Source organism: Coraliomargarita parva, from assembly GCF_027257905.1.
Classification (GTDB): Bacteria; Verrucomicrobiota; Verrucomicrobiia; order Opitutales; family Coraliomargaritaceae; genus Coraliomargarita_A; species Coraliomargarita_A parva.
In genome coordinates, this window is the sequence record NZ_JAPZEI010000012.1 from 79,815 (window position 1) to 104,032 (window position 24,218).

Here is a 24,218-nt window from a genome sequence, read left to right on the forward strand (position 1 = left end):
GAGGCTGTCGCCCCTGCCCGTCTAGTAAGCCGTCCTTGGCGGCCGGAATATCTGAACAAGGGTACGGAGCAGTATCCAGACATCCAGCCATAAGGACCAGCCGCGGATGTATTCCAGATCGTAGCGGACCCGCTCCTCGATCAGTTTGGGGTCGGTCACTTCGCCGCGGAAGCCCCGGCACTGGGCCAGTCCGGTAATACCGGGTTTCACAAAATGGCGTGTCCGGTAAATATCGACGAAATCGCTGAATGCCACATCATGCTTGAGCAGGTGCGGTCGAGGTCCGATCACACTCATTTGCCCTTTCAGAACATTGATGAATTGGGGAAATTCATCAATACTGGTGCGTCGCATGACCTGGCCAAAGGGAAAAATACGGCTGTCGCCCCGGGTCGCCTGCTTTGCCTCGTTGGTACGGTCCTCACCGCTGTCGTGCATGGTTCGGAATTTGTAGATCTTAAATTCACGCCCACGCTGCCCGGAGCGCCCCTGCAGGAAGAACAGCGGGCCTTTCGACTGGCGCAAATGAAAGAACTTCACCAGAAGGCAGAGCATCGGTAGAATGAAAAGCACAACCGGCAGCGAGATCAGGATATCCAAGGCTCGTTTGAGGACCCGGTTCAATGGATTTTCGAGCGGTTCCGGCTGCAGCGTGAAGAAAGTGTGCCCACCCTGATAGACCGGCGTCAGTTCCTGGTCGAAATATTCCTCCCAAGGATTGAAGATGAGAATCCGGCAACCGGCCTTGCCGCAGGTTTCAACAACGGAATCCACCCACCAGTCTGAGTTGCGGGTTTCCAGCAAGACCACCTGATCCACCCGGTGACCTGCAATCACATCTTCGAGATCCATGAACTCACCGATCACAGGCATCTTTAAGTTGGTCTCCGTCGCCATTTCATAGGTCACAAGACCGATTATCTCGATTCCGAAAAACGGTTGCCGCCGGGCCCATGACTCCAACTGGTGTGCCGATTTGGCGCTTCCCAGGAAAATGGTACGGACCGAATTGCTGCCGCGGAAGGCAATGCCCGCGATCCACTCGGGTATAAACCGGTTCAAGGGCACCGAACTGCACCAGAAAAGGGCTAGAAAGGAACCGAGAAACAAACGGCTGATCCCTCGGTCTTTCGTAGTGAATGCGATAGCGAACAGTACGGCAGCCAGGATGAGGAACTGGTAGTTGGTCCGACGAATGGCATTGACCCAGCGGAAGGATGACAAATCGCTGCCCGAACCGGTGCTCGGGGAGTTGTAACACAGCAGACCGGCGACAAAGACCCCGAAGAAATAAAGGGGGGTGTTGAACAAGTCATAGTTGAGACGGTTCATCCAGTGCACCCCGATCACCATCATGATGGAAAACAAAGCGAGCATATAGAGCACAATAAAGGCATGGCTCAAAAGTCGCAGTCCCTGGCTTCGGTTACCGATCATGACAAGTTCAGAAAGCGCGCACTGTAGGCAAGTGATTTGGGTCGTGTAAATAGTAGAAGCATGTACCTTTCACCAATAATATCTTACGCACGTTTACGATTGAAAGCAATCCTCTCTATTCTAGGGTCAGATTTTTAAGCAAAATGGAGTCTTCAGCCAAGGGAACAGCCCGGACAAACCAACGCGACTGGTTCTGCTTACGCACGCAAACCAAGCGTGAGCATATCGCGGCGGCCATGCTCGACCGCCATGAAGGGGTTGAGGTCTTTTGTCCGCGCATCAGCCAGATCAAGAAAACCAAGGCGGGGAAGAAACGTTTTGTCGAAGCGCTTTTTCCGGGGTACATCTTTGCCCGTTTTTCATTCCGGGAGCATTACCGTCTGGTCATCCATACCCAGGGGGTCAGCCGCCTGGTCGAGAGCGGGACGCGCCGTGCCGTGCCGGACCGGGTGATACAGGAGTTAAAGGCAAGCCTGCCCGAGGAGGGCTTGCTTGAAGCCCCGGACCTCAGCATCAAGCCCGGAGCCGAGGTTGAATTCGTATCCGGCAGCCTGCAGGGGCTCAACGGGCGGGTCATCGCTCAACTCCCGTCGAGGGAGCGCATACAAATCTTGCTAGATTTCCTGGGACGTGAGATCACTGTAGCTGTCAGTGCTGAAGATATCATCCTAAGCCGCAAGGATTAAGCAAGTTCCGCCCGACCCGACCGCGCTCCACTACCTGATCCCAGACCACATGCCAGAAGCCTTCAAAACCGTCCGCATCCTCGGGATTGACTTCTACAACGACACTTTCGCCGCTGCCATTGAATGGACGCATGTATCCGGCGGATTGATCTTGGCACCTTCGGGGCCCGGTTTGGCCGACCTCGGCCGCAATCCACATTATGACCGAGCGCTTGAAATGGCAGACTTGAACTTGATCGACAGCGGCTACCTCGCGTTGCTCTGGAAACAATCCACCGGGCAGGATCTGGCACGCCATTCCGGACTGAAATTCATCAAGGCACTGACCGAAGATTCCCGGTTCAAATCGAATTCCAATCAGCTTTGGGTCTTGCCGGAGGCCTCACATATCCAGTCCACCAAGCGGTACCTGGATGGTATTGGTGTCCGGACAGAGGCGCACAACTATTACGAAGCCCCTTATTACCAGTCACAACCGGTCACGGATGACGTGTTGTTGGAGCGTGTCCGTTCCAGTCGCCCACAGTATATCATACTCTGCGTGGCCGGGGGGAAGCAGGAGGTTCTGGGGCATTGGTTGAGGGATCAACTCGACTATCGCCCTGCGATCATCTGTATTGGTGCCGCGATTGCCTTTCTCAGCGGGCAACAGGCTCGCATTCCACCCTGGGCTGACCGGATTTTCATCGGCTGGATGTTGCGGATATTGAGGAACCCCGGCACCTTTCTCCCGCGTTACTGGAAAGCCCGGAAATTGAGTCATCTGGTTCGTCGTTATGGTGCGGGTAAACCGGTCAAATCCGGGGCGGCAAGCAGTGGAGGCAACCAAATCGCATGAAGATTCTGGTGACCAGTTATGTTTACCCCCCCAGCGTCGGCGGCATTGAAACGGTCTCCGAGCTCATGGCCCGGGCTTTTGCACAGTCCGGCCATTCGGTGGAAGTCTTGACGGAAACTAAGGAAACGTCTCCAGATGGCGAGCCCTTCCCCGTGCACCGGGCTCCGGGGTGGAGACAGATCTGGTCGGCTGTCGCGCGTGCCGATGTTGTGTGGCAAAATAACATTTCCCTGAAGTACCTTTGGGCATGTCTGCTGTTGCAAAAGCCGACCGCCGTCACTTTGGCATGTGCGGTCCATCCCGATTATCCAGTCAAGCGATGGCGGGAACGCATTAAAGCCCACCTGCTCCAGTACTGCCGTATCTTCGCAATCAGCCGTTATGTGATGAGTGACATGCCCTGGGCCTTTGAACTGATCGGCAACCCCTACGATGACAGTATCCGCAGCTCAGTCAGCGGGGTCAGCAAAGATCGGGATATCGTTTTCCTCGGACGTCTCGTGAGCGACAAGGGCGGTGACTTGCTCTTGGATGCGTTGGCCCAGCTCAAGGCAAAAGGATACGAGCCCAGTTGTACGATTATCGGCGATGGCCCGGAGCGTGGCGAAATGGAGGCACAGGTTGACCGATTGCAACTGCAGGCAAATGTGCACTTTACCGGATTCCTCCGGGGGCGTGAGCTGCACCGGGAGTTGGCCCGGCACCGGATCATGGCGGTGCCTTCCCGATGGAAAGAACCGTTCGGTGTCGTGGCACTGGAAGGCATTGCAGCGGGTTGCGTGGTGGTCGGCTCCTCCGGAGGCGGACTGGTCGATGCCATCGGTCCTTGTGGCTTGACCTTTGCGAATAATGACAGCGGGGCACTGACCGCCCAGTTGGAGCAACTGCTAGGCAAGCCCGAACAGTTGCAGCTCTATACCGGGGCGGCGAATGTCCATCTCCGGCAATTTTCCATCGAGCGGCAATGTGAACGCTACCTAGGCACGTTCAAGCACATGCTAAGGGAGGACCAGGTACTATGAATAAAGGGAGCCGAAAGGTATGGGTCTGCCACCCCACCAGCAATACATTCGCACGCGCCTTGATTGAAGCCTTGGAGCGCGTGGACCTGCTGGACCGGTTTTACACCTGTGTCGGAGTCGGCGCGGACAGTCGCAACCCGCTGATTCGAACGTTGTTCCGCCAGCGTGCTTGCCCCGTTCCGCCCGCCCGCCTGCACACCCGCCCGCTCCTTGAATTCCTCCGGCTTTGCAGCCAGTCCAGCGGCATCCTGCCACAATTGCGCGCGCATGAAACGGGCCCACTCTGCGTGGATCGTATCTATCATGACATGGACCGGCATGTGGCTCGCGAACTTGCCCGCGCCAGTGGGATCGCCGCGATCTATGCCTATGAAGATGGTGCCTTGGCCAGCTTCCAGGCGGCACGGGCAAGGGATATCCTATGCCTGTATGACTTGCCGATCGGGTACTGGCGGACCGCCCGCCGCATACAATCCGAGGAGGCTGAATTACAACCGGAATGGGCTGCCACCATGCCAGCCCTCAAGGACAGCGATGTAAAATTGCACCGCAAAGATGAAGAATTGCAATTGGCCGACCACATCTTTGTCGCCAGTCGCTTTACCGCCAACAGTTTGAAGGATGCCCCCTTCCCCCTTCCGGAACCGGTCATTGTTCCTTACGGTTGCCCGCCGGTCAGGGACGCCTCGACCCTGCGGGAGAGCGATCCGGCCAAGCCCCTGAAAGTGCTTTTTGTCGGCAGCCTGGGGCAACGTAAAGGCGTGGCCTACTTGCTGGATGCCGTTGAGAGACTCGGTCGATCGGTGGAACTCACCCTGATCGGACGTCCTTCTGCTCCCTGCCGGCCCCTGGAAGCCGCACTCCAACGGCATAAGTGGATCGAGAGTCTCCCCCATTCCGGTATCCTCGAAGCCATGCAAACACACGATGTGCTTGTTTTCCCCTCCCTCTTCGAAGGTTTCGGCTTGGTCCTGACCGAAGCGCTCTCGCAGGGGCTTCCGGTCATTGCCACGCCCCATACCGCGGCGCCTGACTTGATTCACGACGGAACCGAAGGCTATCTCGTGCCGATCCGCGACAGCGAGGCGATTGCCGCCAAGCTGGATCGATTGGCGGGGGACCGGGATCTTCTCATGTCCATGCGTCTGGCTGCGTTGGAACGTGCCCAATCCGTATCATGGCAAGCTTACCAGCACGGTATGGCAACCGCGCTCAGTTCAACCCTTTCCGGCGCCGGTCATTGATGAACATCATCTTCATCTGTGGCGCCCTCGAGCCCGGCCGTAACGGCGTGGGAGATTACACGCGAAAACTTGCCGCGGAACTCGCGGGACTCGGACACAAGGCCTGGCTAGTCGCCTTGAACGATGGTAGTGCAAGTCCGGATACGGCTCCCCCTCCCCACTCGATGTTGGAGGGCTTTAACTGCGTGGGAGTCGATGGGCTGCGCTGTGAGAATCAGACCGAATCCGGAGCCAGTTTGCCGGTAATAAGAATGCACCCACGCATCCCTTGGACATCCAGGATGAGGATGCTCCAGTCCGTGTTGCGTCAGGCGCAACCGACCCACACCAGTCTGCAATTCGTGCCTTTTGCCTATTCGGCCAAGGGGCTTCCGTTCCGGCTGGCAAGGGATCTCGGCAATCTCGAAGGCATGGGGCAGCGACACTTGATGGTACACGAGTTGTGGGTCGGACATGGCACCGCTCTCGACCTGAAGGGGCGCATACTGGCTTCACTGCAAAAGCAAGTAATCCGTCTGCTTTTCGAGTCCTTGGCCCCGCATTGCACGCACAGCAGTTTGCCGGAATACCTCGAAAAAATCCAGTCGATGGATGTGCCCTGCAAGGGCCTGCCGATCTTTTCCAATTTCACACCTCAATCCCCGCCGATCGCTTTGGAAGCACCGCCTCCGGTGTTACGAGTCGGATTGTTCAGCCAATTTGAGGACAAGCCCGAGTTGGCGGATTACCTGTCTCGACTGGCAGCGGACATCGAGAGGCGACAATGCGGCATGGAACTGGTGTGCATCGGAGGCAAAGAATCCGCTTCCGAACGACTGTGCGGCAGGCTCAGGGAGTGCCTCCCCACTTGGGTCCGGATCCGGCAAACCGGATTTCTGGGGGCGGATGGCCTCGACCGGGAACTGCGCGACTGTCATTTGGGACTGAGTCCCGTGCCGCGGCATGCTTCAGGAAAGAGCGGAAGCGTCGCCGCCTTTCTCGCTTACGGGAAAGGCGTCGCCCTCCCCTGTGTGCATCCCGGATATTCCCGCGATCAATTCGGTTTTATCGACGGCTCACTGGAAACGGCTTGCGCACGCGAAGCCTCCGTTGATGCTGTCCTTGAGGCATCCCACGGGGCGTTGAAATCAGGCAGGCATCTCTCAGTTTCCGCCGTGGCCAAAAAGTTTTTACAAGACCTGGAATGAAGCAAGGCAAGCACTTATCGATCATCGTCAACTCGTTCAACCGTGCCTGCCTGATGCCGGATTGTCTTGGTGCGCTGGCCCGCTGGTTGCCGGATAATCCCTACGGTTTGTCGGCCAGCGTTCATATCTATGATGCCGGATCCACCGACGGCACTGAAGCCTGGGTCCGGGAACACGCGTCCGGATACGGGTTTCCTATTCACTTTATCGACGGGCGGGACGATGCGGACAGGTCTTTCTCCGCCGGCCTGAACCGAGGCGTGGCCCATGCGCTTGATTTGTATCCAAAAACGGACTACCTTCTCTTCTACGAGACAGACAACCAGATACTTTCGGCAGAACCCGTCTCGCAGGGCATTGGTTGTCTCGAAGCGAAGGACCGTCTCGGCGCCTGCGGCTTTACCGTGAAACTGAGGGATGGGCAGGCCGCGGGCGTGGGCATGCCTTTTCCAAAGCTATGGCATTTCCTCCTCGGCAAAACCGCCATGCACAAGCTGAAGCTCGAGCGCGTCCGTTACGCATGGGAAGACCGGGGCTCCATCCGCTTTAGCCCGGTGGATGTGGTGTTTACCAGCCCCCTCCTGGTAAAGCCTGATGCGTGGCGAGCCAGCGGTGGCATGGATGCGGCGCATTTCCCGTTTTCCGAATGCGACGTCGACTGGGCCAAGCGCCTCAGGGACCTGGGCTGGACCATGGGGGTGGTCGAAAGCACGGAAGCGATCCATGACAATGCCGACGCCATCTCCGGATGGTCGAAAAACCGCGCCGTCCATTACCATCGGGGACGGCTCAATTACTTTCGCATCCACCAACCGGTACGCACCGCACTGGTCGCCCCTCACTTCCTCGCGTTGAGGCACCTGTTCGAGCGTATTTTTGTGGCCTTGGCCGTACGTGATCCGGAGCGGCGCAGGCATCTGGGGGGCGTTTGCTCGCGACTGCTCGGATCTGTCTGGAAAGGATACCAGGAGTAATGGCGGCAAGAGCAAAACAGGTGAAGCGGGACAAGGAACCGTTGCACCCGCCCCAGTCGGATCAGGTCGATCAGGTCCTTCGTTATCTGGGCTGGGCCTATATATTGTTGCTCGTCATCGAAGGGGCGCTGCGCAAATGGCTCCTGCCCGGCTTGTCGGACGTATTGCTCTTGGCCCGGGATCCGGTAGTTTTGGCCGCTTACGGCTGGTGCTTGATCCACAAACGGCTCCCATTTAACGGATATGTGGTTGCGGCCGCCCTTCTCACACTGCTTTGCGCGCTCACCGCGACCTTCTGGGGACACGGCGATATACGAGTGACCTTGTTTGGCATTCGCACGAATTTTTTGCATTTCCCTTTCGCCTTCATCATGGGGCGGGTTTTTTTCCGTGAAGACGTGATTCGGATCGGTCGCTGGTGGCTCTGGGGCTCCCTCGCCATGACCGTGATCATCGTGCTCCAGTTCTATTCACCTCAGAGTGCCTGGATCAACCGTTCGGTCGGTGGTGCGGAAGGTGGTGGCTTTGCTGGGGCACTGGGGCGTTACCGCCCGCCCGGAACATTCAGTTTCATTATCGGAACGGTCCAGTTTTATACCCTGACCACCGCCTTCCTGATTGCGGGGATGACGCAACACCGGCGTTATTCTCAATTATTGGTCATCCTTTCTGCCGGAGCCCTGCTGCTGGCCATTCCGGTGTCGATCAGCCGCTCCCTCATTCTCTCCTGCGCCATCACCATCATGACCGGACTGGCCACCGCCGGCATGCAGAAGGGCGCGGCCCTGCGCCTCTTCCGGATCCTCGTATTCGGCGTCCTGGGCTTGCTTATTGTCGCCCAGATCCCGGTTTTCGATGAAGCCCGGGAGGCATTTACCGCACGCTGGGAAAGTTCCACAGGTAAAGCCAAGGGAGGATTTAAGGAGGCGATTCTGGGGCGCGTCGTTGAGATGCTGACCGGCCCCTTCACGGAGACGGCCGAACTGCCGATTTTCGGTTACGGAATCGGTATGGGCACGCAGGTCGGCTCTCAACTCATGACCGGAGAGGAAGGGTTTTCGCTCGGCGAGTCGGAGTGGTATCGGATGATTGGCGAATATGGTCTCGCGCTGGGTTTTCTTTTTATTGTTTGGAGGATTGCTCTCACCTTCAAGCTGTTCACACTGGGTATGACCGCACTACGTAGGGGGAATGGACTAGGCTTGATCATTCTATCAACCGCTGCTTTTAATATCATTACAGGCCAACTGGGGCAGACGACCGTGAACGGTTTTACCGTTATCGGTATCGGCCTCACCATCGCCGCGATGCGCATACCGAAGACCCCGAAAAAAACGACCGATGAACCGAGCGAAGCTTAAGCAGCAGTTGGAGCGAAATCCACGCCTTTACCTCTGGTTACTGAGCATCAAGCGCATTGGCCACTGGTCCCGCCGTTGGCTGGTAACCAAACAGACCGACATCACCATTGACGGTTATCCCCGCTCGGGGAACAGCTTTGCCCGGTCCGCTTTTGAAACCGCACAGGACCGGAAGTACCGGGTCGCCACACATGTCCATTCCTATGCACAGGTGCTGCGTTCCGTCGAACTGGACATTCCGACCATGGTGCTTCTGCGTGAACCGAAGGACGCCTGCTTGTCGCTTGTTGCCTTGACCTATGAAATTGAGGATGCGGACTTGTCCAAGGGCAATCTCAAGCGGGCAAAGCGACACCTGCTGCAGAACCTCTTGGATTATGCTGAATTTTATCGCCAAGTCGCCACGGTGAAGGACGGGGTCATCATCGCGGAATTTTCGGTTGTCACACATGACTATGGCGAAGTTTTGCGTCGCATGAACAAGCGCTTCGGCACCTCCTTCAAGATCTATACAAACAGCGAAGAAAACGACCAGGAAGTATTCAAGGACGGAGGCTTTCATTTGTCTCCCAATGAAACGCGCAATACGATTAAGGAATATCTGTCCGAGTGCCTGCAAGCGCCCGACGTGAAGGCGCTCGTGGATCAGGCACACGGCATTTTCGAGCACATCGTCTCGATAGAGCAGGAACAAGCCAAACTCTATGGTAGCGAACTCGTCGCCAACTGATTCGGACCACTCGACCGGCTATAAAGTCTTGCTGGTCGGCAATTATGTGCCTGACAAGCAGTTCAGCATGTTGCGGTTTGCCCGGCTTCTGGCGGAGGGATTGAATGCGGCAGGCATCCCGAATGAGATCTTCCACCCTCCTGTACGATTCGGGAAATTGGGGGCGAAAAACAGGGGACTGGGAAAATGGATCGGCTATCTGGACAAATACCTGATCGCCCCACTCTCCCTGCGACGTAAACTTCGAAAGATCAAAGGTCCCTGTGTGGTGCATATCTGCGACCATTCGAACGCACACTTTGTGAGATGGGTGCAGGACCGGCCCCACTTACTGACATGTCATGACCTGCTCGCGGTGCGTTCCGCGTTGGGCGAGATCCCGCAAAATAAACCGGGTTTTACCGGGCGGCAACAGCAGGCCTTGATTCTGCGCGGCCTGCGCCGGGCCGCTTGCATCGCTTCCGTTTCGGGGGCCACCTCGGATGATGTCGCACGCCTGGTTTGCCCGGCAAAGGAATTGGGGCACGTGATTCCAAATGCCCTTCAAGAATTGTTCTACCGCGTGGCAACCGGTGCCGAAGTTAAAATCCCTGCTTTGGAGAGCTGTCTTCGTTTGGCTCCGGACACGGACTACGTCTTCCATATCGGAGGGGAAAAATGGTACAAAAACCGCAACGCGGTACTGCGAATTTTCCGCGCACTTGCCGACCGGCATCCGCATCTCCAGCTCGTAACGGTTGGGCCTGAGTTTTCTGAAACACAGTTGGAATCGACCGGATGTGCGGGTGTCGCGGGCCGGATACATTGCTTGCAGAACATCAGCGACCCACAGTTGGTACGCCTTTACCAGTCAGCCCGCCTCTTGCTGTTTCCCTCTCTGATGGAAGGCTTTGGTTGGCCTATCGTCGAAGCACAAGCCTGCGGATGTCCTGTACTGACTTTAGACCTCGCACCAATGAATGCGCTCAATGCGACGGAGGAACTGAAAATCGCTGCCGGCAGTGACTGGGGCTGGGTCGGACCAGCGGCCGATGCGTGTGAATCCCAACTCGCGGAAAGCGCCGAAGCACGGGCAGTTCGGGCGTCAACCCTTCGCCAATTTGCCGCGGCTTTCAGCAATCATGCTTCGGTTCAAGCCTACGCCGCCCTGTATGAGCATTGCCTGGAGGTGCAAGGATGAAGCTGCTGCGGATCATTAATACCATCGCCCCGGAGTCCGGTGGCCCGATCGAAGGGTTGAAGCGTGCCTCTGCGATCATGACAGGGGAAGGTGTTCAAGTTGAAATCGCCTGTGGCGATACGGTAGATGCGCTCCATGAGGCAGTTCGGTCTTTGCCCTGGCCTGTGTATCGACTGGGGCCGGGCAAGCTGGGCAGTTATGGTTACTCCGTCCGCATGAGGGATTGGCTCGACAGGCATGTGTGCGACTATGATGCGGTCATCATCCACGGAAACTGGCAGTACCATGGATTGGCCGCGAGCCGCGCCTGTGTGAAGCACAAGGTTCCCTATTTTATCTACCCGCACGGCATGTTGGACCCTTGGTTCAACCGTAACTACCCGCTAAAGAAAATAAAGAAGCAACTCTACTGGAACTGGGGGGAACATCAGGTACTGCAACATGCACGTGCGGTGCTCTTTACCTGCGAGGAGGAACGCCGTTTGGCACGCGAAAGTTTCCGCCCCTATCGAGTGACTGAAAAAGTCATTGGCTACGGCACAAGCCATCCCGGAGCTTCCGTCCTGCGGGCAACCCGAAGCGATTTCCCCTGGGGGGACTCGCCCTACCTACTCTACCTGGGGCGGATCCAGGAAAAGAAGGGGATCGACTTGTTGGTTGAGGCTTATGCCTCCTGGTCCTCATCACAATCAGCGCCGCCCCACCTAGTGATCGCAGGCCCGGTTCAACAGGAAGATTTTGCCGCGGAGATCCGATCGCGTTTCCCCCAAGACCGCATCCATTGGATCGGCAGCGTACAGGGCGAAGCCAAGTGGGCACTGCTCTCATCGGCAGAGGCTCTAACCTTGGTTTCACACCAGGAGAATTTCGGGCTCGTGGTCGCAGAGGCACTTGCCGTCGGGACTCCGGTACTCATCTCGGATAAGGTCAACATTTGGCGCGAGATCCAGGAAGGCGGTGCCGGCTTGGTGGAGGATGACAGCCTGGACGGCGCCATGGCCCTGCTCTCAAAATGGCAGGTGATACGCGGCCCCGAGCGGCAGGCAATGCGGCAAAAGGCACAATCAGTCTTCCATGACCACTTTGATATCCGGCAGGCAACTTTGCGCTTGATTCGTTTTCTTGATGAATGCCTCAACAAAGACACCCCGGTCACTTGAGATTGCCCCAGCACCGTAACCATATTCAATATAGTATTCATGAGCACGACCCCAGAGGGACCTTTCAAAATAGACCTGAGCCAGTGCGTCAATAATTGGGACACAAAGACCAAGATCCGGCGCGGTATCTGGCAACTGCTGGTCCGCCCGGTTTATCTGTTGATCCCCGGTCGACGCTCTGCCCTCAGGCTCTGGATCTTGCGCCGGTTTGGTGCTCGAATCGGCAAGAATTGCACAATCCAGCAACGGGTTCGCATTCTCATGCCATGGAACCTGCACTTGGGAGATCAGGTCGCGATTGCACACGACTGCTGCATTCTCAATTTTACCACCGTGCAGGTCGGGTCGATGACCGTCATTTCACAAGGGGCACATCTCTGCACCGGTTCGCACGATTACCGCGATCCGCATTTCAAGCTCATCTTCAAGCCGATCAGAATCCAGCCTGAAACTTGGGTCGCGTCCGGCAGTTTTGTCGGCCCCGGAGTCACCTTGGGGCGTGGCTGTGTAATCGGCGCAAATTCGGTCGTCACGCGGGACATGCCGGACTGGAAAGTCTGTGCCGGCAATCCCTGCCGCCCCTTGAAGGACCGTGAAGTCCGGGAGGCCTGAGCGACCGAAGCCCTGAAATTGCACACCCTGGCTCTTGGAGGCTTAAGCGGCAGCGGAGTCAGGCTTTTGTGTTTCCCGCGAAAGGCCAATCGCCAGGATGCAGAGCTTGGTCAGGAAGCGGACCACGACCATCGTCAGACTGAAATACAGGATGCCTCGCAAACTCGACAGGTCCAGAATCATGGTCGCCGCGATCATGGCCAAGACGAGCGGTACGATGTCGGCAATGGAAAACCAGGAATAAATATATTTTCGGGCGATACAGATCGAGTAGGTGTAGAAATCCAACAGACGGGCCGCACTGGCGCTGACCACGAGAAATACCTCAAACTGCAGGTGCTGATATTTCGCCCCCAGCACCAGAAGGAACAACTGGGGAAAGAAATACCCGCTGGCCGCAATTACGAGGCTGACCAACGCGGTCACCCCCAGGCAAAAGGCCACACGGCGCGGCACCTGATGGCTCTCGAGTTTTGCAAAATGCGGGCTGACCAGCACCCCACCCATCCGGTTCAGAACGACAAACAACATGCCAAGCCGCCCCAGTGCGCCAACTTCGGCAACAGCGGAAAGTGCGCCGAATATACCAATCAGGAAAATGGTAATCTGCCCCTCAAAGGCAAAAAAGGCGATACTCGGGGCGCGTGGTAAAGACTGGGACAGCAACTCCCTCTTTTCGTGGGAAATGTCCTCCCCTTTCTCGGGAAAGTGTATTCCCGGCTTAACCAGTTGGCGGTTCCGGTAGCCGATGATAAACTCGTGTATGGTGCCGATCAGAAGTGCCAGGGGCGCGGTCAAAACACCCAGAACATACGACAGGCCAATGCAGGAAAGGCGCACCAAGCCGGCGCTGCCACGTACGAGATAGACTGTCCGGATTTCCTGCCTCAAGAGAAAGACCGAGGCGTAGATGGAATCCCAGCAGCGGAAGATCAAGCTTAGGACAACCACGAACCAGAGCAGCACCCAAAGCCCACTTTCCCAGCCATACTTGCCGGCACAGACATAAAAGACAACGAGAAGTACAAGAGCACCGATCAACAGCATCCGGTCCCGGTAGTAAAAACAGGCCTTTGCATAACGCCCGACAACGGACGGATTGTTCACCCGTTTGCCGATCAATGAGACCATGGCTTGCGTAAAGCCGAGTTCGACCATCATGCTGCTGGTCGACTGGATGGCCATTACGATTGTAAAGGTCGCATAGGCTTCCTTGCTCAGCAGGTTGATCAAAAGAAAGCCGCAGATCAGCTGGATGACTTGGGTCGCCCCCTGACCGAAAAAATAGGTGCCCAACAAGGTGGCCCAACGTTGTAGTCTCTGTGGTGACAGGTTCAAAAGTGCGGCAGTCCAGGTAAATTCAGCGATGTAAGTCCTATTAAGAACAAAGCCGTCAGCCGAGGCGCGAGCTTAAAACTTCAGGCATGCCAAGCCCGGACGATAATACAAACTGTCCGGCCCCCTTTCGGTAAGCCGGACAGTGCATTACTCATCACTCCTAAACGGCTACTCAAACCGTAACCAACGAAAATCCATATAGTGCCATTCCGTAGAAGTGGTATTGACGACGTAGATGTCATGCACACCGCTAACCGCACTCAGGTCGACCGTGTGGGTCTCGACCTCTGAGCTCAAGCTGAACTCGGCGATAGTCGTGCCATTCGGACTGTCCAATCGAACCGCCAGCTTGACAGGGAAGACTGCGGTGCCGGAAGGGTAACCGCGCGCCATCATGTGTCCCAGGCTCAGCCCCGTGGAGAAGTTGATGTTCTCATACCCGAGCCAGGCTCCGGTTTTGCCCATGCTGCGCTGACGATAGCCGGATACGCTGAAGTTGTCGATCATGCCGCTTTCAATATCACCGGACTCCATGTCGAAGGTCGCGGAGTCGATATAGTCGGTGGCGTCGCGAAGCTGCTCGTGGGTGCTTGCGGTATCAACGGCATAGAGATAAGCGCTGGGGATACGTTTACGATCGAGACTGACTGACTCCCAATTCAGGCTGATCGCCGGAGACGACTCGTTGCTGTAGAAATCGATTTGGATGTCATAGCGCTCCCCTGCCACCAGACGCACAGGTTCGGATTCGGTCCGTCCGATCAGGTCGTTCCAAGAGAAGATGATCTGTTGTCCATTGATCCACATCCGGGTACGTCCGCGATTGTAAACCGAGAAGGTGAAGTCCTCACTCAAGGGGGCCTCGACCTGTCCCTTCCAGCGAACGGAGAAATTGCCGCTGGTACCGGCGGCCGGGCCGGAAGCCCAGCTGTAGGCCGGGCCATCGGGGCCGTCTACGACATCATCCACACCGCTGACACCATGCCAGATCTGTGTTTCCGTGCGGGTCAACAGGGCGGAACCTTCGAACTCGCCGTTGTAATACCGGGCAACCAGTCCAGTGCCGGCCGCCTCAGCCACAGTGGCCGGCCCATTCAGGCTGAAGCTGGTTTCGAAACGCACCACCTTGTCCCATCCGGTCACTTTGTAGACCGGGACATTGTTGCGGCCTTGGGTGTACCAAAGTACCGTACCGTCCTCATACTCAATCAGGCTGCCACCGTTTGCGTTGTCAGAGGTCATGATCGACTCTTCCCCCTGGTCGGTTTGCCACCAGGAGTACACGATGTCCGGCAAGCCGTCTTCCGTGCGGTGATCGAGTACGGAGCCGACATAGAGACCGTCTTTGCTCCAGGCCATGCCGGGGGTTTCCACGCGGTCGGCAAGGACCACACAGTCAGCCGTTTCACCGATGACCTTGACCGGAACATGAAGCTGGCCAGCCGGCGTCTTGACATAGGAAGTACTGCCGGGGCCTCCGGCCAAGCCGCCATGGTAGGCGTGGCGGCTGACAGACCAGAGCTCTTCACCGCTTTCACTCCATTTCACGAAGCGGGATTCACCTGCCCAGTTGGTTGGCCATGCCGCGCCGTGATGCTCTTCGCCTTCAAGGTGGTAGTGAGCGTAGAAATTGCCATCCGGCGATTGGTAGGCGCCACTACCACGCACACCGGCACGACTGCTGATCGTCTTGCTAGCTACCACGACGTTCAGGCCACTTTCACGGGCGATCGGGTAATAGGGCCCGTAGGTACTCCACATGACATCGGTCTTTACCACGTTGAAGGCGGTGTCCGGCCGGTCATAGCCGATGAGGCTGAAGTCCTCATTTACATTGCGCGGCCAAGGAGCGTTGCCAATATTCGAGAATGTGAATTCGGACGCCTGCGGTTCGCCATCCCCGTTGCCGTCCAACCAGCGGAAGGAATAGACCGACCCGGTATATCCTGCGATTTCCTTGGCAATCGCGATCGTGTCCGAATCATTCGTCGAAATGGACACGGCCCGGAGATCGCCGTCGCTGTGAGCGAATACCTGGGCGGTATCCTCGCAGACAAGATAGCGTTGTGTGCCGTTGTACAGGACTCGCCAACGACCATACTGGCCCTTCGGTTGGACGATCAGGCCGCCGACCATTTCTTCCGGCAACCAGGTTTCCAAAATGGACCATTTGCCGGTGTCGAAATCGATTTGTGAGAGGATTAGACCGTCGCCGGTAAAGACCCATGCCTTCTCGGGATCACGCGGATCCGGTTCCGCCCAGGCGTAGTAGTCGGCGCCACCAATCCATTCGTTACGAAGGCTGCCATCGGCATAGAAATGTGCCACGCGGCGTGGCGGTACCTGCGGTTCGACCACCACAAAACCACCTTCTGCATCGGCTTCAATGTCACGCACCCCGTTAAAGTTCTCTCCATTGTAGGTGCCAAAGGCGCGGCCATCGGCATCGCCGTAGCTTGCCAGTAAATTACCGCTGCGATCGAAGCGCTTGACCTGTGAGGCGCGCACGCCCTCAGTGACTAGGATCGTATCGCTGCTGGCATCGATGCTCAGGCGTTGAGGGTTGTTCAAGCCGGAAGCAATAACTGTGGTCACCGTCCCGTTCAGGTAACTGTAAACCTTATTGTCGCTGATGACCAAGACCTCGCCATCGGAACCCACCGCGACGCCACGGGGCGCGGTGAAAGTCATTTCTTTCACAATACTGCCGTTTGCCGGATTCAGCCAGGAGACCTTATTATGGTCGCGGTAACTGATGACGATGGTATTGCCGTAGGCGGCCAGGTCGGCGCCTGACACCTCATCCATTGTATTTTGATAGATAAAGAGGTCACGGGTCAGGTCCGAGGGAAGCACATCCCAGCTGGCTTCCAGAGAACCGTCATCGCCGTCAATAACTTGAAGGTAACCATTTTGCTGAAGCATGTAGAGTGTACCGTTCTGGTCGCTGGCCATTGCCGTGCCGCCCTGGTAACGCCCGTTGGTCACATCGCCACGTTCCTTCGTCCAATAACGGACGGTACCATCTAGTGACTGCTTGAGCAAAACCGGAGCTGTTTCGGTCTTTTCGGCTGCCACGTACATGCCGGTTGAATCGATCGCAATCGAGGATGCCCCACCCTGGTGGTTGCCGACCCAGAAATCGTAGGGCGCGGAATCGGGGTTGACCCCGAGGTTTGTGACGAATTCTGCGGTCAGGCCGTCCGAACGAAGTACTTTCAGCGTGTAGTCGCCCGTCGCCACTGTATTTCCGTCACGGTCCAATCCGTCCCAGACCAACTGATGCGTGCCGGCCTCAAGTGCCTCTCCTTGCAGAAGCGTTTTGACCAGGTGCTCGTCGGCATCGTAGACCGCAGCGGAGACTTGTCCGGCGGCATCGAGGCTGATCTCGACGTTAAAGCTGTTTGTTCCGTCGTCCGCCACCGTAACACTGCTGTTAGTCGGTACGGTGGTATCCGGTTCGACCGGATCGCTACTGGAAGAGCCTCCTGTGTCGGTGCCGGTACCAGTGTCGGGTTCGGTGACCGCCACTTCGTCCTCCGAGCCGGCATCGACGACATCCACTGCAAACTCCGCGATGTTGCCGTTGGAACCGGCCGGTGCCAGGTAGCGGTAGTAGCGGTAGGCCTCCGCTGCGGCGAATTCAACCACTTGTTCGCCGTCAACCGGGAAATAGTTGATCAGGTGCAGCGTTTCGAATCCGCTGGTGCTGCTTTCGTTGGAACCCTGAAACTGGCCTCCGATCATCCGGATCGCCCAGCCCTTGCGAGGCGTGAAACGAATAGCACTCGGCACGACCGCGGCCCCCAGATCGATGCCGACATAGGACTCCTTGGTGCTGTAGCGGAAATCATAGTAAGTGGTGGGGTCGCCATCGAGAGCCGCTTCAAAGTCATTGCTGTCACGCCAGGATGGGTCCATCCCGAAGACCGCGACACCATCGAGTTCGTCGTCTCGGTGCGTCCCCTCATCCACCACCGGTTGTTCCGGCTCAACCGGAGTCACTTCCGGTTCGCTGGTACTTGTCTCTTCCTCTGTCGTCAGGGAACTGTCATCGGCCATGATCACATCGAATTCGGCAATGCTACCGTGCGAACCGTTCGGCGCCAGGTAGCGGTAGTAGCGGTAGGTATCTTCAATGCTCAGGACCACTTCCTGTGCGACCTCTTCCGGAACCTCTGTGATTTCGTAGAGCGTAACGTAGCCGCTGTAGGGGCCCTCGTTCGACCCCTGTAGCAGGCCACCAACGAGACGTGCCGGATAGCCCTCACGGGGCGTGTACTGGAAAATGGCCGGTTGGGCGGCGCTGCCATGGTCGAAGCCTATAAAAGGTTCCGCATCACTGTAGATGTAATCGTAAAAGGTCGTGGCATCGCCATCAAATGCCTTGTCGAATTCACGGCCGGCGGCATAGGCGGGCTCGAGGCCAAAAATGAGTCGTCCATCGTAGTCCAGCTCCGTGTAGCCCTGAGGGGCCTCAACGGTTGTGTCAGTGGCGGTGTCCGTGGTTGTGTCTGTGGTGGTATCCGTGGCGGTGTCGGTCGTAGTCTCGCTGCTGCTTGATTCGACGGGCACGATGTCGAATTCGGCGATCGAGCCGTAGGAGCCGATGGGAGCGAGGTAGCGGTAGTAGCGGTATGATTGGCTCGTGACCACTGCGATGACATGATCTGTTCGGGCCGGCTGGGCGGTGACTTCATAGATCGTCTCATAGCCACTCACGCTGCTCTCATTGGATCCTTGGAAAAGTCCCCCGACCATGCGGGATTCTCTAGCGGAGCGCGGAGTGAAGTGGATCTCTGCAGCTTGGATGGCCTCTCCGAAATCGATCCCCACAAAACAGGTTGAATCGGCACCGTAGAGATAATCGTAGAAAGAGTCCGCATCGGAATCGAAGACCTTCTCAAACTCACGTCCATCCAACCACGCCGGATCGAGGCCGAAAACAGTACGGCCATTCAGGCTGGCTTCACGATACCCTTCCGGTACGGTCTGCCCCTGCAGGTACGACGGCAAACCACTAAGTAATATCCATGCGAAAATTGCGTAGGCTTTAAGGGGGGGGAGAAATATATGTAGGCGTGTCATTTTGAGAGTTCCGTTCCGGCTCCACTGACACGACGGTAAATTTCTTTAACAATATAAATTACTAGTGTTTAGCGGCTTATACAGATTGCTTACAGACGCTTCAGACTTTTTTTACAATTCAAGCAACCCGTAGGATGTATACCCTAGGTTCGAATTTGGGTTATTACCTCCCCGTTTTCTAAGTGTTTTCCGGGGCGTTTATTCTTTATATTTCAGCAAAAACTGGTGCCACAAAAAGAGGCACGTCCGGTATGGAGCGTGCCTCTCGATTTTAAAATAATCTCTAAACGTGCTTATGCTTTAGCGCTTTCCGAAAGATCCGAATGGAATCGGTTTCCCGCGGGGGTGGCCTTAACATATTCGGACCGGATAACGAAATCGCCGAATCGCTCCCCTTCATTTCTCTCCTTGGCATAATGAAGGAAGATGGGGCGCAGGAGTTCGATGATTTCCTCGTTCGTCACCGAACTGCGGTAGAGTTTATTCAGACGCTCGCCGCCAAAACCGGCTCCGAGGTAAAGGTTGTACTTGCCCGGCACCTTGCCCACCAGGCCGATTTCCCCCAAATAGGGACGACCACAACCATTCGGGCAACCGGTGGACCGGATGATGATATCGTCCTGCTGCAAGCCAGCCTCCTCCAGGATCACTTCAAGGTCACTGACCAGATTGGGGAGGTAGCGCTCCGACTCGGCCAATGCAAGTCCGCAGGTGGGCAAAGCAACGCAAGCGATCTGATTGCGGCGCAACCCGGATGCCGTCTTGTAGGTGTCGAGCTTGTACTCCTTGACCAAGGCATCAATCCCCGCCTTATCTTCAGCCGCAACGTTACCGATAATCAGGTTCTGGTTCGCGGTCAGGCGAAAATCTCCTTTATGGACTTGGGCAATCGCCTTCATCCCTGACTTCAGGGGCGCATCTTCGCGGTCTATGATACGCCCTCCCTCGATGAAGAGCCCCAGGTTCCACTTGCCGTTGCTGCCTTCGACCCAACCGTAGCGGTCACCCGTACTTGCAAATGCATAAGGTCGGGCGTCCTCCAACTGATAGCCCAGACGTTTCTCCAGTTCTGCGCGGATAAACTCGACCCCTCGATCTTCAACCGTGTACTTGAAGCGTGCATGCGCACGGTCCACACGGTCGCCGAAATCGCGTTGGATCGCTACGATTTGTTCCGCCACAGCCAAGGCTTGATCGGGTGTGCAGAATGCGAGGACGTCCGCCAGGCGAGGGAAAGTCTTTTCATTGCCATGGGTCATGCCCATGCCGCCGCCAACGGTAACATTGAAGCCGGCCAGTTTTCCATCCTCGACCACCGCGATATAGCCCAAGCAGTGCGCAAAGACATCCACGTCATTCCGGGGCGGGATCGCAAACGCGATCTTGAATTTACGGGGGAGGTAGGTCTTCCCGTACAGTGGCTCAACCACTTCATCTTCCCCACTCGTAATTTTTTCACCGTCGAGCCAGATTTCCGAATAGGCTGGCGTTTGTGGCTTCAGGTGGCTGTCAATGGCCTCCACTACGGCCTGAACTTCTTCATGCACCGCCGAGGTGAATGGGTTCGGGTTGCACATGACATTACGGTTTACATCACCGCAAGCCGCCAGCGTCGTCATCATCGCATCATTTACAGATTTGATGGTCTGCTTTAAATTGCCCTTGAGGATGCCGTGCAATTGAAAGGCCTGCCGCGTGGTCAGCTTGATGGTATTAAAGGCACAATAGTTCGCCAATTCATCTATGACCAGCCATTGCTCGGGCGTCGCGATCCCTCCGGGCAGGCAGATTCGGGCAAGGAAGGAATAAGCCTTGTCCAGACGGTGCTTCCGGCGTTCGCTGCGGACGTCGCGGTCGTCCTGCTGATAGACGCCGTGAAACTTGGTCAATTGCCCGTCGTCGGCCGAAATGGCACCCGTCGATACGTCTGCAAGCCCTTCCAGGATAGTCCCCCTGAGGTAGTTGCTGTTCGACTTGATGCCTTCATTCTTGTGAAGTTTAGGTGCGGATTCGCTATCGGAGATCATGTGCTGTGTCCTTCAAAATCTGGTTCTGTCCCGGTGTTCCCTGTGCGAGTTCCGCGACGTATGAAATGGTAAATGGGTTCTTTTCTTAGGTTTGTCACTCAAAAACCTAAGAAAAGCGTTGGCGGAGTCAATTCTTGCTAGCCAATTCACCCTAAGAGTGCTTAGTTCATTCTTTTCAACGAAGACAAGACACGATGTCAAAGACAGTTCCACAAGTTCCGGCCGGTGCGCCCATTTCAAGTGAACAAGCAGACTTGCTCAACAAGTTGCTCCCGAACCTTAATCCGGAGCAATTGCTTTGGATCGAGGGTTTCATAAGCGGCTTGCGTATCGGTCAGGGGGGGGCTGTCGTCGCCGCCGCCCCAGCCCCGTCAATCCCTGCAAAACCTGAATTGACAGTACTCTACGGGTCGGAGTCAGGCAATGCGGAAGCCCTCGCCGACCAAACGGCCAAGGCGGCCGAGTCTGCCGGCTTTAAAAGTACGGTCCTCAATATGGCAGACGTCACGCCTGCCAAGCTGAAGGGGCTGAAGAACCTACTGGTACTGGTCAGTACTTGGGGCGAAGGTGATCCGCCGGAAAACGCCACGGATTTCCACGAAGCCTTTATGGCGGACGGCGCTCCCAAACTCGATGGCCTGCATTTCTCAGTACTTGGCTTGGGTGATACCAGCTATGAGCATTTCTGCAAGATGGGGCAGGACTTCGATACCCGTCTCGAATCTCTCGGCGCAACACGTATCTTCGATCGCCAGGATTGCGATGTCGATTACGACGATGATTATGCCGCATGGAGCAAGGGTGCCCTCTCCGCCTTGAAAAAGGCAAATGTCAGCGTGGCGGAAGCTCCGGAAGCACAGGCGGCCCCTGCCGTCGCTGCCCCCGCGGTCAAGTATTCGCGCAAGAACCCCTTCCCCGCCCAACTCAAGGAGCGCGTCCTGCTCAATGGGCGCGGCTCGGCCAAGGAAACGATTCACTTGGAATTCGACTTGGAAGGTTCGGGCCTTGACTACGAAGTGGGCGATGCACTCGCGGTCATCCCCCACAATGCGGAGGACGTCGTAGAAGACATTCTCAAGACAACACAACTGGATGCGGAAACACCGGTTTCCCTGAAGGACGGCGACTTCACCCTGCGTGACGCCCTGACGAAAAAGCTGGATGTTACCGGCATCTCCCTTCCCGTACTCAACCGCTACTACGAGATCTCAAAAGACAAGAAGCTCGATGCGCTGCTGGATCCGGCCAATAAGTCAAAGCTTCAGGAATATCTCTACGGTCGTGAGCTGATCGATGTGCTACATGATTTTCCGGCTGAGTCCATCTCCGCGGATGCGCTCGTCAGCATTATGCGCAAACTGCCTCCACGCCTCTACTCGATTGCTTCCAGCATCAAGGCTCATCCGGAAGAGGTCCACCTGACAGTCGGTGTTGTGCGCTATGACTCCCATGGACGCAAACGCAAGGGCGTCTGCTCGACCTATCTCGCGGAGCGCATTGGTGTGGGAGAGAAGGCGGAAGTCTTTGTTACGCCGAATAAGAACTTCAAGCTTCCTGCCGATCCCTCGACTCCTGTCATTATGGTGGGTCCGGGGACCGGTATCGCCCCCTTCCGCGCATTCATCGAAGAGCGCAAAGCAGTGGCGGCGCCTGGCAAGAACTGGCTGATTTTCGGCGACCAACATTATTTGACGGACTTCCTCTATCAAACGGAATGGCAAAGCTATCTGAAGGACGGCTTGCTCAGCAAGCTGGATGTCGCGTTCTCACGCGACCAGGCGGACAAAGTCTACGTGCAGGACCGCATACGTGAAAATGCAAAGGAGATGTTCGCCTGGCTTGAGGAAGGTGCCTGCTTCTATGTCTGTGGTGACGCTTCGCGCATGGCCACAGATGTCGACAATGCACTGCACGAGATTGTCGCCGAGCAAGGCGGCATGGGCGAAGAGGCCGCTTCCGAATACATCAAAAAGATGAAGGCGGAGAAGCGCTACCTCCGCGATGTCTATTAATGGTTTCGTAGGGCAGGTTCCGGCATGGGGCCTGCCCTACTTGAATCGCACGCAGATTGGGCGATTTTAGGCCAGGCAAGCCGATCCAGTCAAATGGACCCACTGGCCGTCGGCCTTCGCCGACTCGTAACAGGCCAGGATAAACTCGACCGCAGCCAACCCGCAGTGTCCGTCGACTGCCGGCGAACGATCCTCACGGATGGCCTCTACGAAATCCTGAAATTGCGCCTGATGGGCATCCCCCCAGGACCATTGATACGACTCGCCCGCATCCACTGCGGCGGTAGCGGAGCGTGTACCTCCGGCGGCCACTTGCCGGGCATGAGCATTGGCGCCCTCCCCTTCCAGTGTCTCTTTACCCTCGACGGCGAGTGTCTTTAAGCCGTCCCCCTCAATCAATGCAGACCCTTTTTGCCCGTAGAGGCCGAGACTGCAAGGATAGCCGGGATACAGGGAAGTGGAGGCCATGACCGACCCCAGCATGCCGTTTTCAAATTCTACGGTGATGAGGGCGAGGTCCTCGACTTCAATGCGCTCATGCGCACAAATGCGTGTCTGCGCACTCACCCGGCGCACGGGGCCCGCCATCCAGAGCATCAGGTCGATGGTATGGATCCCCTGATTCATCATGCAACCGCCGCCGTCCATGGCCATCGTGCCGCGCCAACCTGCGGAATCGTAGTATTCCTGGGATCGGAACCAAGGAACGCGTGCTTCCACAAAGACGAGTTCCCCCAGATCCCCCTTCTCGCGAGCTGCGATCACGGCACGGGATGATGGATCAAAGCGGTGCTGCGAGATGACCGCCAGTTTTCTTCCCGAGTCATTGGCCGCGTCAAGCATGCGCTGGCAAGCCTCGACTGTGATATCCATCGGCTTCTCGACGATGACATGCTTGCCTGCCTCCATGAGGCGAACCGCGAGGTCCGCATGAAGCCCGCTGGGGGTGCAGACCGTCACCGCCTCGATCGTGGTATCGCGGCAAAGCGTATCCAGATCCATTGTCGGGATGTCAAATTCCTCGGAAAGTGCCTGTGCTTGGCTTTCGTCGATATCGCACAGGCAGACCAAGTCCACCTGCTCTTTCATCTCAAGCAGTGCTCGGACCTGTGTCTTTGCGATCACACCGCACCCGACCAGTGCAAAACGGACTTTAGATGGAATATTTGGAGATGAAGACATGACTTTGTAGACTCGGGTTTGCTGGGGCAGAAAATGTATCAAGGTAACATCGAAGCGTGTTTAGGCATGTGTCTTTAATCCGGAAAGATTAGGAAAAGAACGCGTTCGAATACCCCTCAGTTTGGCCAATTGCTGCTAAT

17 protein-coding genes are annotated in these 24,218 nt (G+C 56.6%); 12 read left to right on the forward strand and 5 right to left on the reverse strand.

All coding sequences use genetic code 11. The features are described from left to right. Positions 1 to 21: 21 nt before the first annotated feature. Positions 22 to 1,437 (reverse strand): exopolysaccharide biosynthesis polyprenyl glycosylphosphotransferase, encoded by a 1,416-nt coding sequence (locus O2597_RS16240; RefSeq protein WP_269526521.1) that lies wholly within the window; start codon positions 1,435 to 1,437, stop codon positions 22 to 24. A gap of 143 nt (positions 1,438 to 1,580) precedes the next feature. Here O2597_RS16240 and nusG point away from each other — a divergent pair, with 143 nt between their 5' ends. Genes nusG through O2597_RS16295 form a run of 11 tightly spaced genes read left to right on the forward strand, consistent with a single transcriptional unit; the run spans position 1,581 to position 12,431 of the window. Further along, positions 1,581 to 2,123 carry a transcription termination/antitermination protein NusG gene (gene nusG, locus O2597_RS16245; RefSeq protein WP_269526522.1) on the forward strand — a complete coding sequence of 181 codons (543 nt, stop codon included), beginning with the start codon at positions 1,581 to 1,583 and terminating at the stop codon, positions 2,121 to 2,123. A 49-nt stretch (positions 2,124 to 2,172) separates the two neighbouring features. Continuing rightward, the gene (locus tag O2597_RS16250) at positions 2,173 to 2,961 is read left to right on the forward strand and encodes a WecB/TagA/CpsF family glycosyltransferase (RefSeq protein WP_269526524.1); all 789 of its coding nucleotides are present in this window, start codon (positions 2,173 to 2,175) and stop codon (positions 2,959 to 2,961) included. Further along, entirely contained in the window at positions 2,958 to 3,983 is a 1,026-nt protein-coding gene (locus tag O2597_RS16255) for a glycosyltransferase family 4 protein (protein ID WP_269526525.1), read from the forward strand. The genes O2597_RS16250 and O2597_RS16255 overlap by 4 nt, the downstream gene beginning before the upstream one ends. Beyond that, positions 3,980 to 5,227, forward strand: coding sequence for a glycosyltransferase family 4 protein (locus O2597_RS16260; protein ID WP_269526526.1), 1,248 nt, complete (start codon positions 3,980 to 3,982; stop codon positions 5,225 to 5,227). Before O2597_RS16255 ends, O2597_RS16260 begins: the two co-directional genes overlap by 4 nt. Beyond that, positions 5,227 to 6,414 carry a hypothetical protein gene (locus tag O2597_RS16265; RefSeq protein ID WP_269526527.1) on the forward strand — a complete coding sequence of 396 codons (1,188 nt, stop codon included), beginning with the start codon at positions 5,227 to 5,229 and terminating at the stop codon, positions 6,412 to 6,414. Before O2597_RS16260 ends, O2597_RS16265 begins: the two co-directional genes overlap by 1 nt. After that, positions 6,411 to 7,388 carry a glycosyltransferase family 2 protein gene (locus O2597_RS16270; RefSeq protein ID WP_269526528.1) on the forward strand — a complete coding sequence of 326 codons (978 nt, stop codon included), beginning with the start codon at positions 6,411 to 6,413 and terminating at the stop codon, positions 7,386 to 7,388. Before O2597_RS16265 ends, O2597_RS16270 begins: the two co-directional genes overlap by 4 nt. Further along, complete coding sequence (locus O2597_RS16275; RefSeq protein WP_269526529.1) at positions 7,388 to 8,749, forward strand: hypothetical protein; 1,362 nt, start codon at positions 7,388 to 7,390, stop codon at positions 8,747 to 8,749. Before O2597_RS16270 ends, O2597_RS16275 begins: the two co-directional genes overlap by 1 nt. Then, on the forward strand, positions 8,730 to 9,479 hold the full coding sequence (locus tag O2597_RS16280; protein WP_269526531.1) for a hypothetical protein: 750 nt from the start codon (positions 8,730 to 8,732) through the stop codon (positions 9,477 to 9,479). Before O2597_RS16275 ends, O2597_RS16280 begins: the two co-directional genes overlap by 20 nt. Then, positions 9,454 to 10,659 carry a glycosyltransferase gene (locus O2597_RS16285; protein WP_269526533.1) on the forward strand — a complete coding sequence of 402 codons (1,206 nt, stop codon included), beginning with the start codon at positions 9,454 to 9,456 and terminating at the stop codon, positions 10,657 to 10,659. The genes O2597_RS16280 and O2597_RS16285 overlap by 26 nt, the downstream gene beginning before the upstream one ends. Next, positions 10,656 to 11,819 (forward strand): glycosyltransferase, encoded by a 1,164-nt coding sequence (locus tag O2597_RS16290; protein ID WP_269526536.1) that lies wholly within the window; start codon positions 10,656 to 10,658, stop codon positions 11,817 to 11,819. Before O2597_RS16285 ends, O2597_RS16290 begins: the two co-directional genes overlap by 4 nt. A gap of 39 nt (positions 11,820 to 11,858) precedes the next feature. Continuing rightward, complete coding sequence (locus O2597_RS16295; protein ID WP_269526537.1) at positions 11,859 to 12,431, forward strand: DapH/DapD/GlmU-related protein; 573 nt, start codon at positions 11,859 to 11,861, stop codon at positions 12,429 to 12,431. Positions 12,432 to 12,473: 42 nt separating this feature from the next. On the opposite strand, the gene O2597_RS16300 is transcribed toward O2597_RS16295, so the two are convergent. From O2597_RS16300 to O2597_RS16310, 3 genes are all read right to left on the reverse strand, one after another. Beyond that, entirely contained in the window at positions 12,474 to 13,769 is a 1,296-nt protein-coding gene (locus O2597_RS16300) for a lipopolysaccharide biosynthesis protein (RefSeq protein WP_269526539.1), read from the reverse strand. Positions 13,770 to 13,937: 168 nt separating this feature from the next. Next, positions 13,938 to 18,857 carry a FlgD immunoglobulin-like domain containing protein gene (locus tag O2597_RS16305; protein ID WP_269526541.1) on the reverse strand — a complete coding sequence of 1,640 codons (4,920 nt, stop codon included), beginning with the start codon at positions 18,855 to 18,857 and terminating at the stop codon, positions 13,938 to 13,940. 293 nt (positions 18,858 to 19,150) lie between these two features. Beyond that, positions 19,151 to 20,884, reverse strand: a complete 1,734-nt coding sequence (locus O2597_RS16310) for an NADPH-dependent assimilatory sulfite reductase hemoprotein subunit (protein ID WP_269526543.1) — start codon at positions 20,882 to 20,884, stop codon at positions 19,151 to 19,153. Between the two features lie 194 nt (positions 20,885 to 21,078). Between O2597_RS16310 and O2597_RS16315 the strand changes: the two genes are divergently transcribed. Continuing rightward, entirely contained in the window at positions 21,079 to 22,896 is a 1,818-nt protein-coding gene (locus O2597_RS16315; RefSeq protein ID WP_269526544.1) for an assimilatory sulfite reductase (NADPH) flavoprotein subunit, read from the forward strand. A gap of 66 nt (positions 22,897 to 22,962) precedes the next feature. On the opposite strand, the gene O2597_RS16320 is transcribed toward O2597_RS16315, so the two are convergent. After that, on the reverse strand, positions 22,963 to 24,078 hold the full coding sequence (locus O2597_RS16320; RefSeq protein ID WP_269526545.1) for a Gfo/Idh/MocA family protein: 1,116 nt from the start codon (positions 24,076 to 24,078) through the stop codon (positions 22,963 to 22,965). Between the last annotated feature and the right edge of the window lie 140 nt (positions 24,079 to 24,218).

Excerpts from the sequence above, each read along its gene's own strand:
- O2597_RS16240 (WP_269526521.1), bottom strand. The coding sequence starts at position 1,437 with ATGATCGGTAACCGAAGCCAGGGACTGCGACTTTTGAGCCATGCCTTT.
- nusG (WP_269526522.1), top strand. The coding sequence starts at position 1,581 with ATGGAGTCTTCAGCCAAGGGAACAGCCCGGACAAACCAACGCGACTGG.
- O2597_RS16250 (WP_269526524.1), top strand. The coding sequence starts at position 2,173 with ATGCCAGAAGCCTTCAAAACCGTCCGCATCCTCGGGATTGACTTCTAC.
- O2597_RS16255 (WP_269526525.1), top strand. The coding sequence starts at position 2,958 with ATGAAGATTCTGGTGACCAGTTATGTTTACCCCCCCAGCGTCGGCGGC.
- O2597_RS16260 (WP_269526526.1), top strand. The coding sequence starts at position 3,980 with ATGAATAAAGGGAGCCGAAAGGTATGGGTCTGCCACCCCACCAGCAAT.
- O2597_RS16265 (WP_269526527.1), top strand. The coding sequence starts at position 5,227 with ATGAACATCATCTTCATCTGTGGCGCCCTCGAGCCCGGCCGTAACGGC.
- O2597_RS16270 (WP_269526528.1), top strand. The coding sequence starts at position 6,411 with ATGAAGCAAGGCAAGCACTTATCGATCATCGTCAACTCGTTCAACCGT.
- O2597_RS16275 (WP_269526529.1), top strand. The coding sequence starts at position 7,388 with ATGGCGGCAAGAGCAAAACAGGTGAAGCGGGACAAGGAACCGTTGCAC.
- O2597_RS16280 (WP_269526531.1), top strand. The coding sequence starts at position 8,730 with ATGAACCGAGCGAAGCTTAAGCAGCAGTTGGAGCGAAATCCACGCCTT.
- O2597_RS16285 (WP_269526533.1), top strand. The coding sequence starts at position 9,454 with ATGGTAGCGAACTCGTCGCCAACTGATTCGGACCACTCGACCGGCTAT.
- O2597_RS16290 (WP_269526536.1), top strand. The coding sequence starts at position 10,656 with ATGAAGCTGCTGCGGATCATTAATACCATCGCCCCGGAGTCCGGTGGC.
- O2597_RS16295 (WP_269526537.1), top strand. The coding sequence starts at position 11,859 with ATGAGCACGACCCCAGAGGGACCTTTCAAAATAGACCTGAGCCAGTGC.
- O2597_RS16305 (WP_269526541.1), bottom strand. The coding sequence starts at position 18,857 with ATGACACGCCTACATATATTTCTCCCCCCCCTTAAAGCCTACGCAATT.
- O2597_RS16310 (WP_269526543.1), bottom strand. The coding sequence starts at position 20,884 with ATGATCTCCGATAGCGAATCCGCACCTAAACTTCACAAGAATGAAGGC.
- O2597_RS16315 (WP_269526544.1), top strand. The coding sequence starts at position 21,079 with ATGTCAAAGACAGTTCCACAAGTTCCGGCCGGTGCGCCCATTTCAAGT.
- O2597_RS16320 (WP_269526545.1), bottom strand. The coding sequence starts at position 24,078 with ATGTCTTCATCTCCAAATATTCCATCTAAAGTCCGTTTTGCACTGGTC.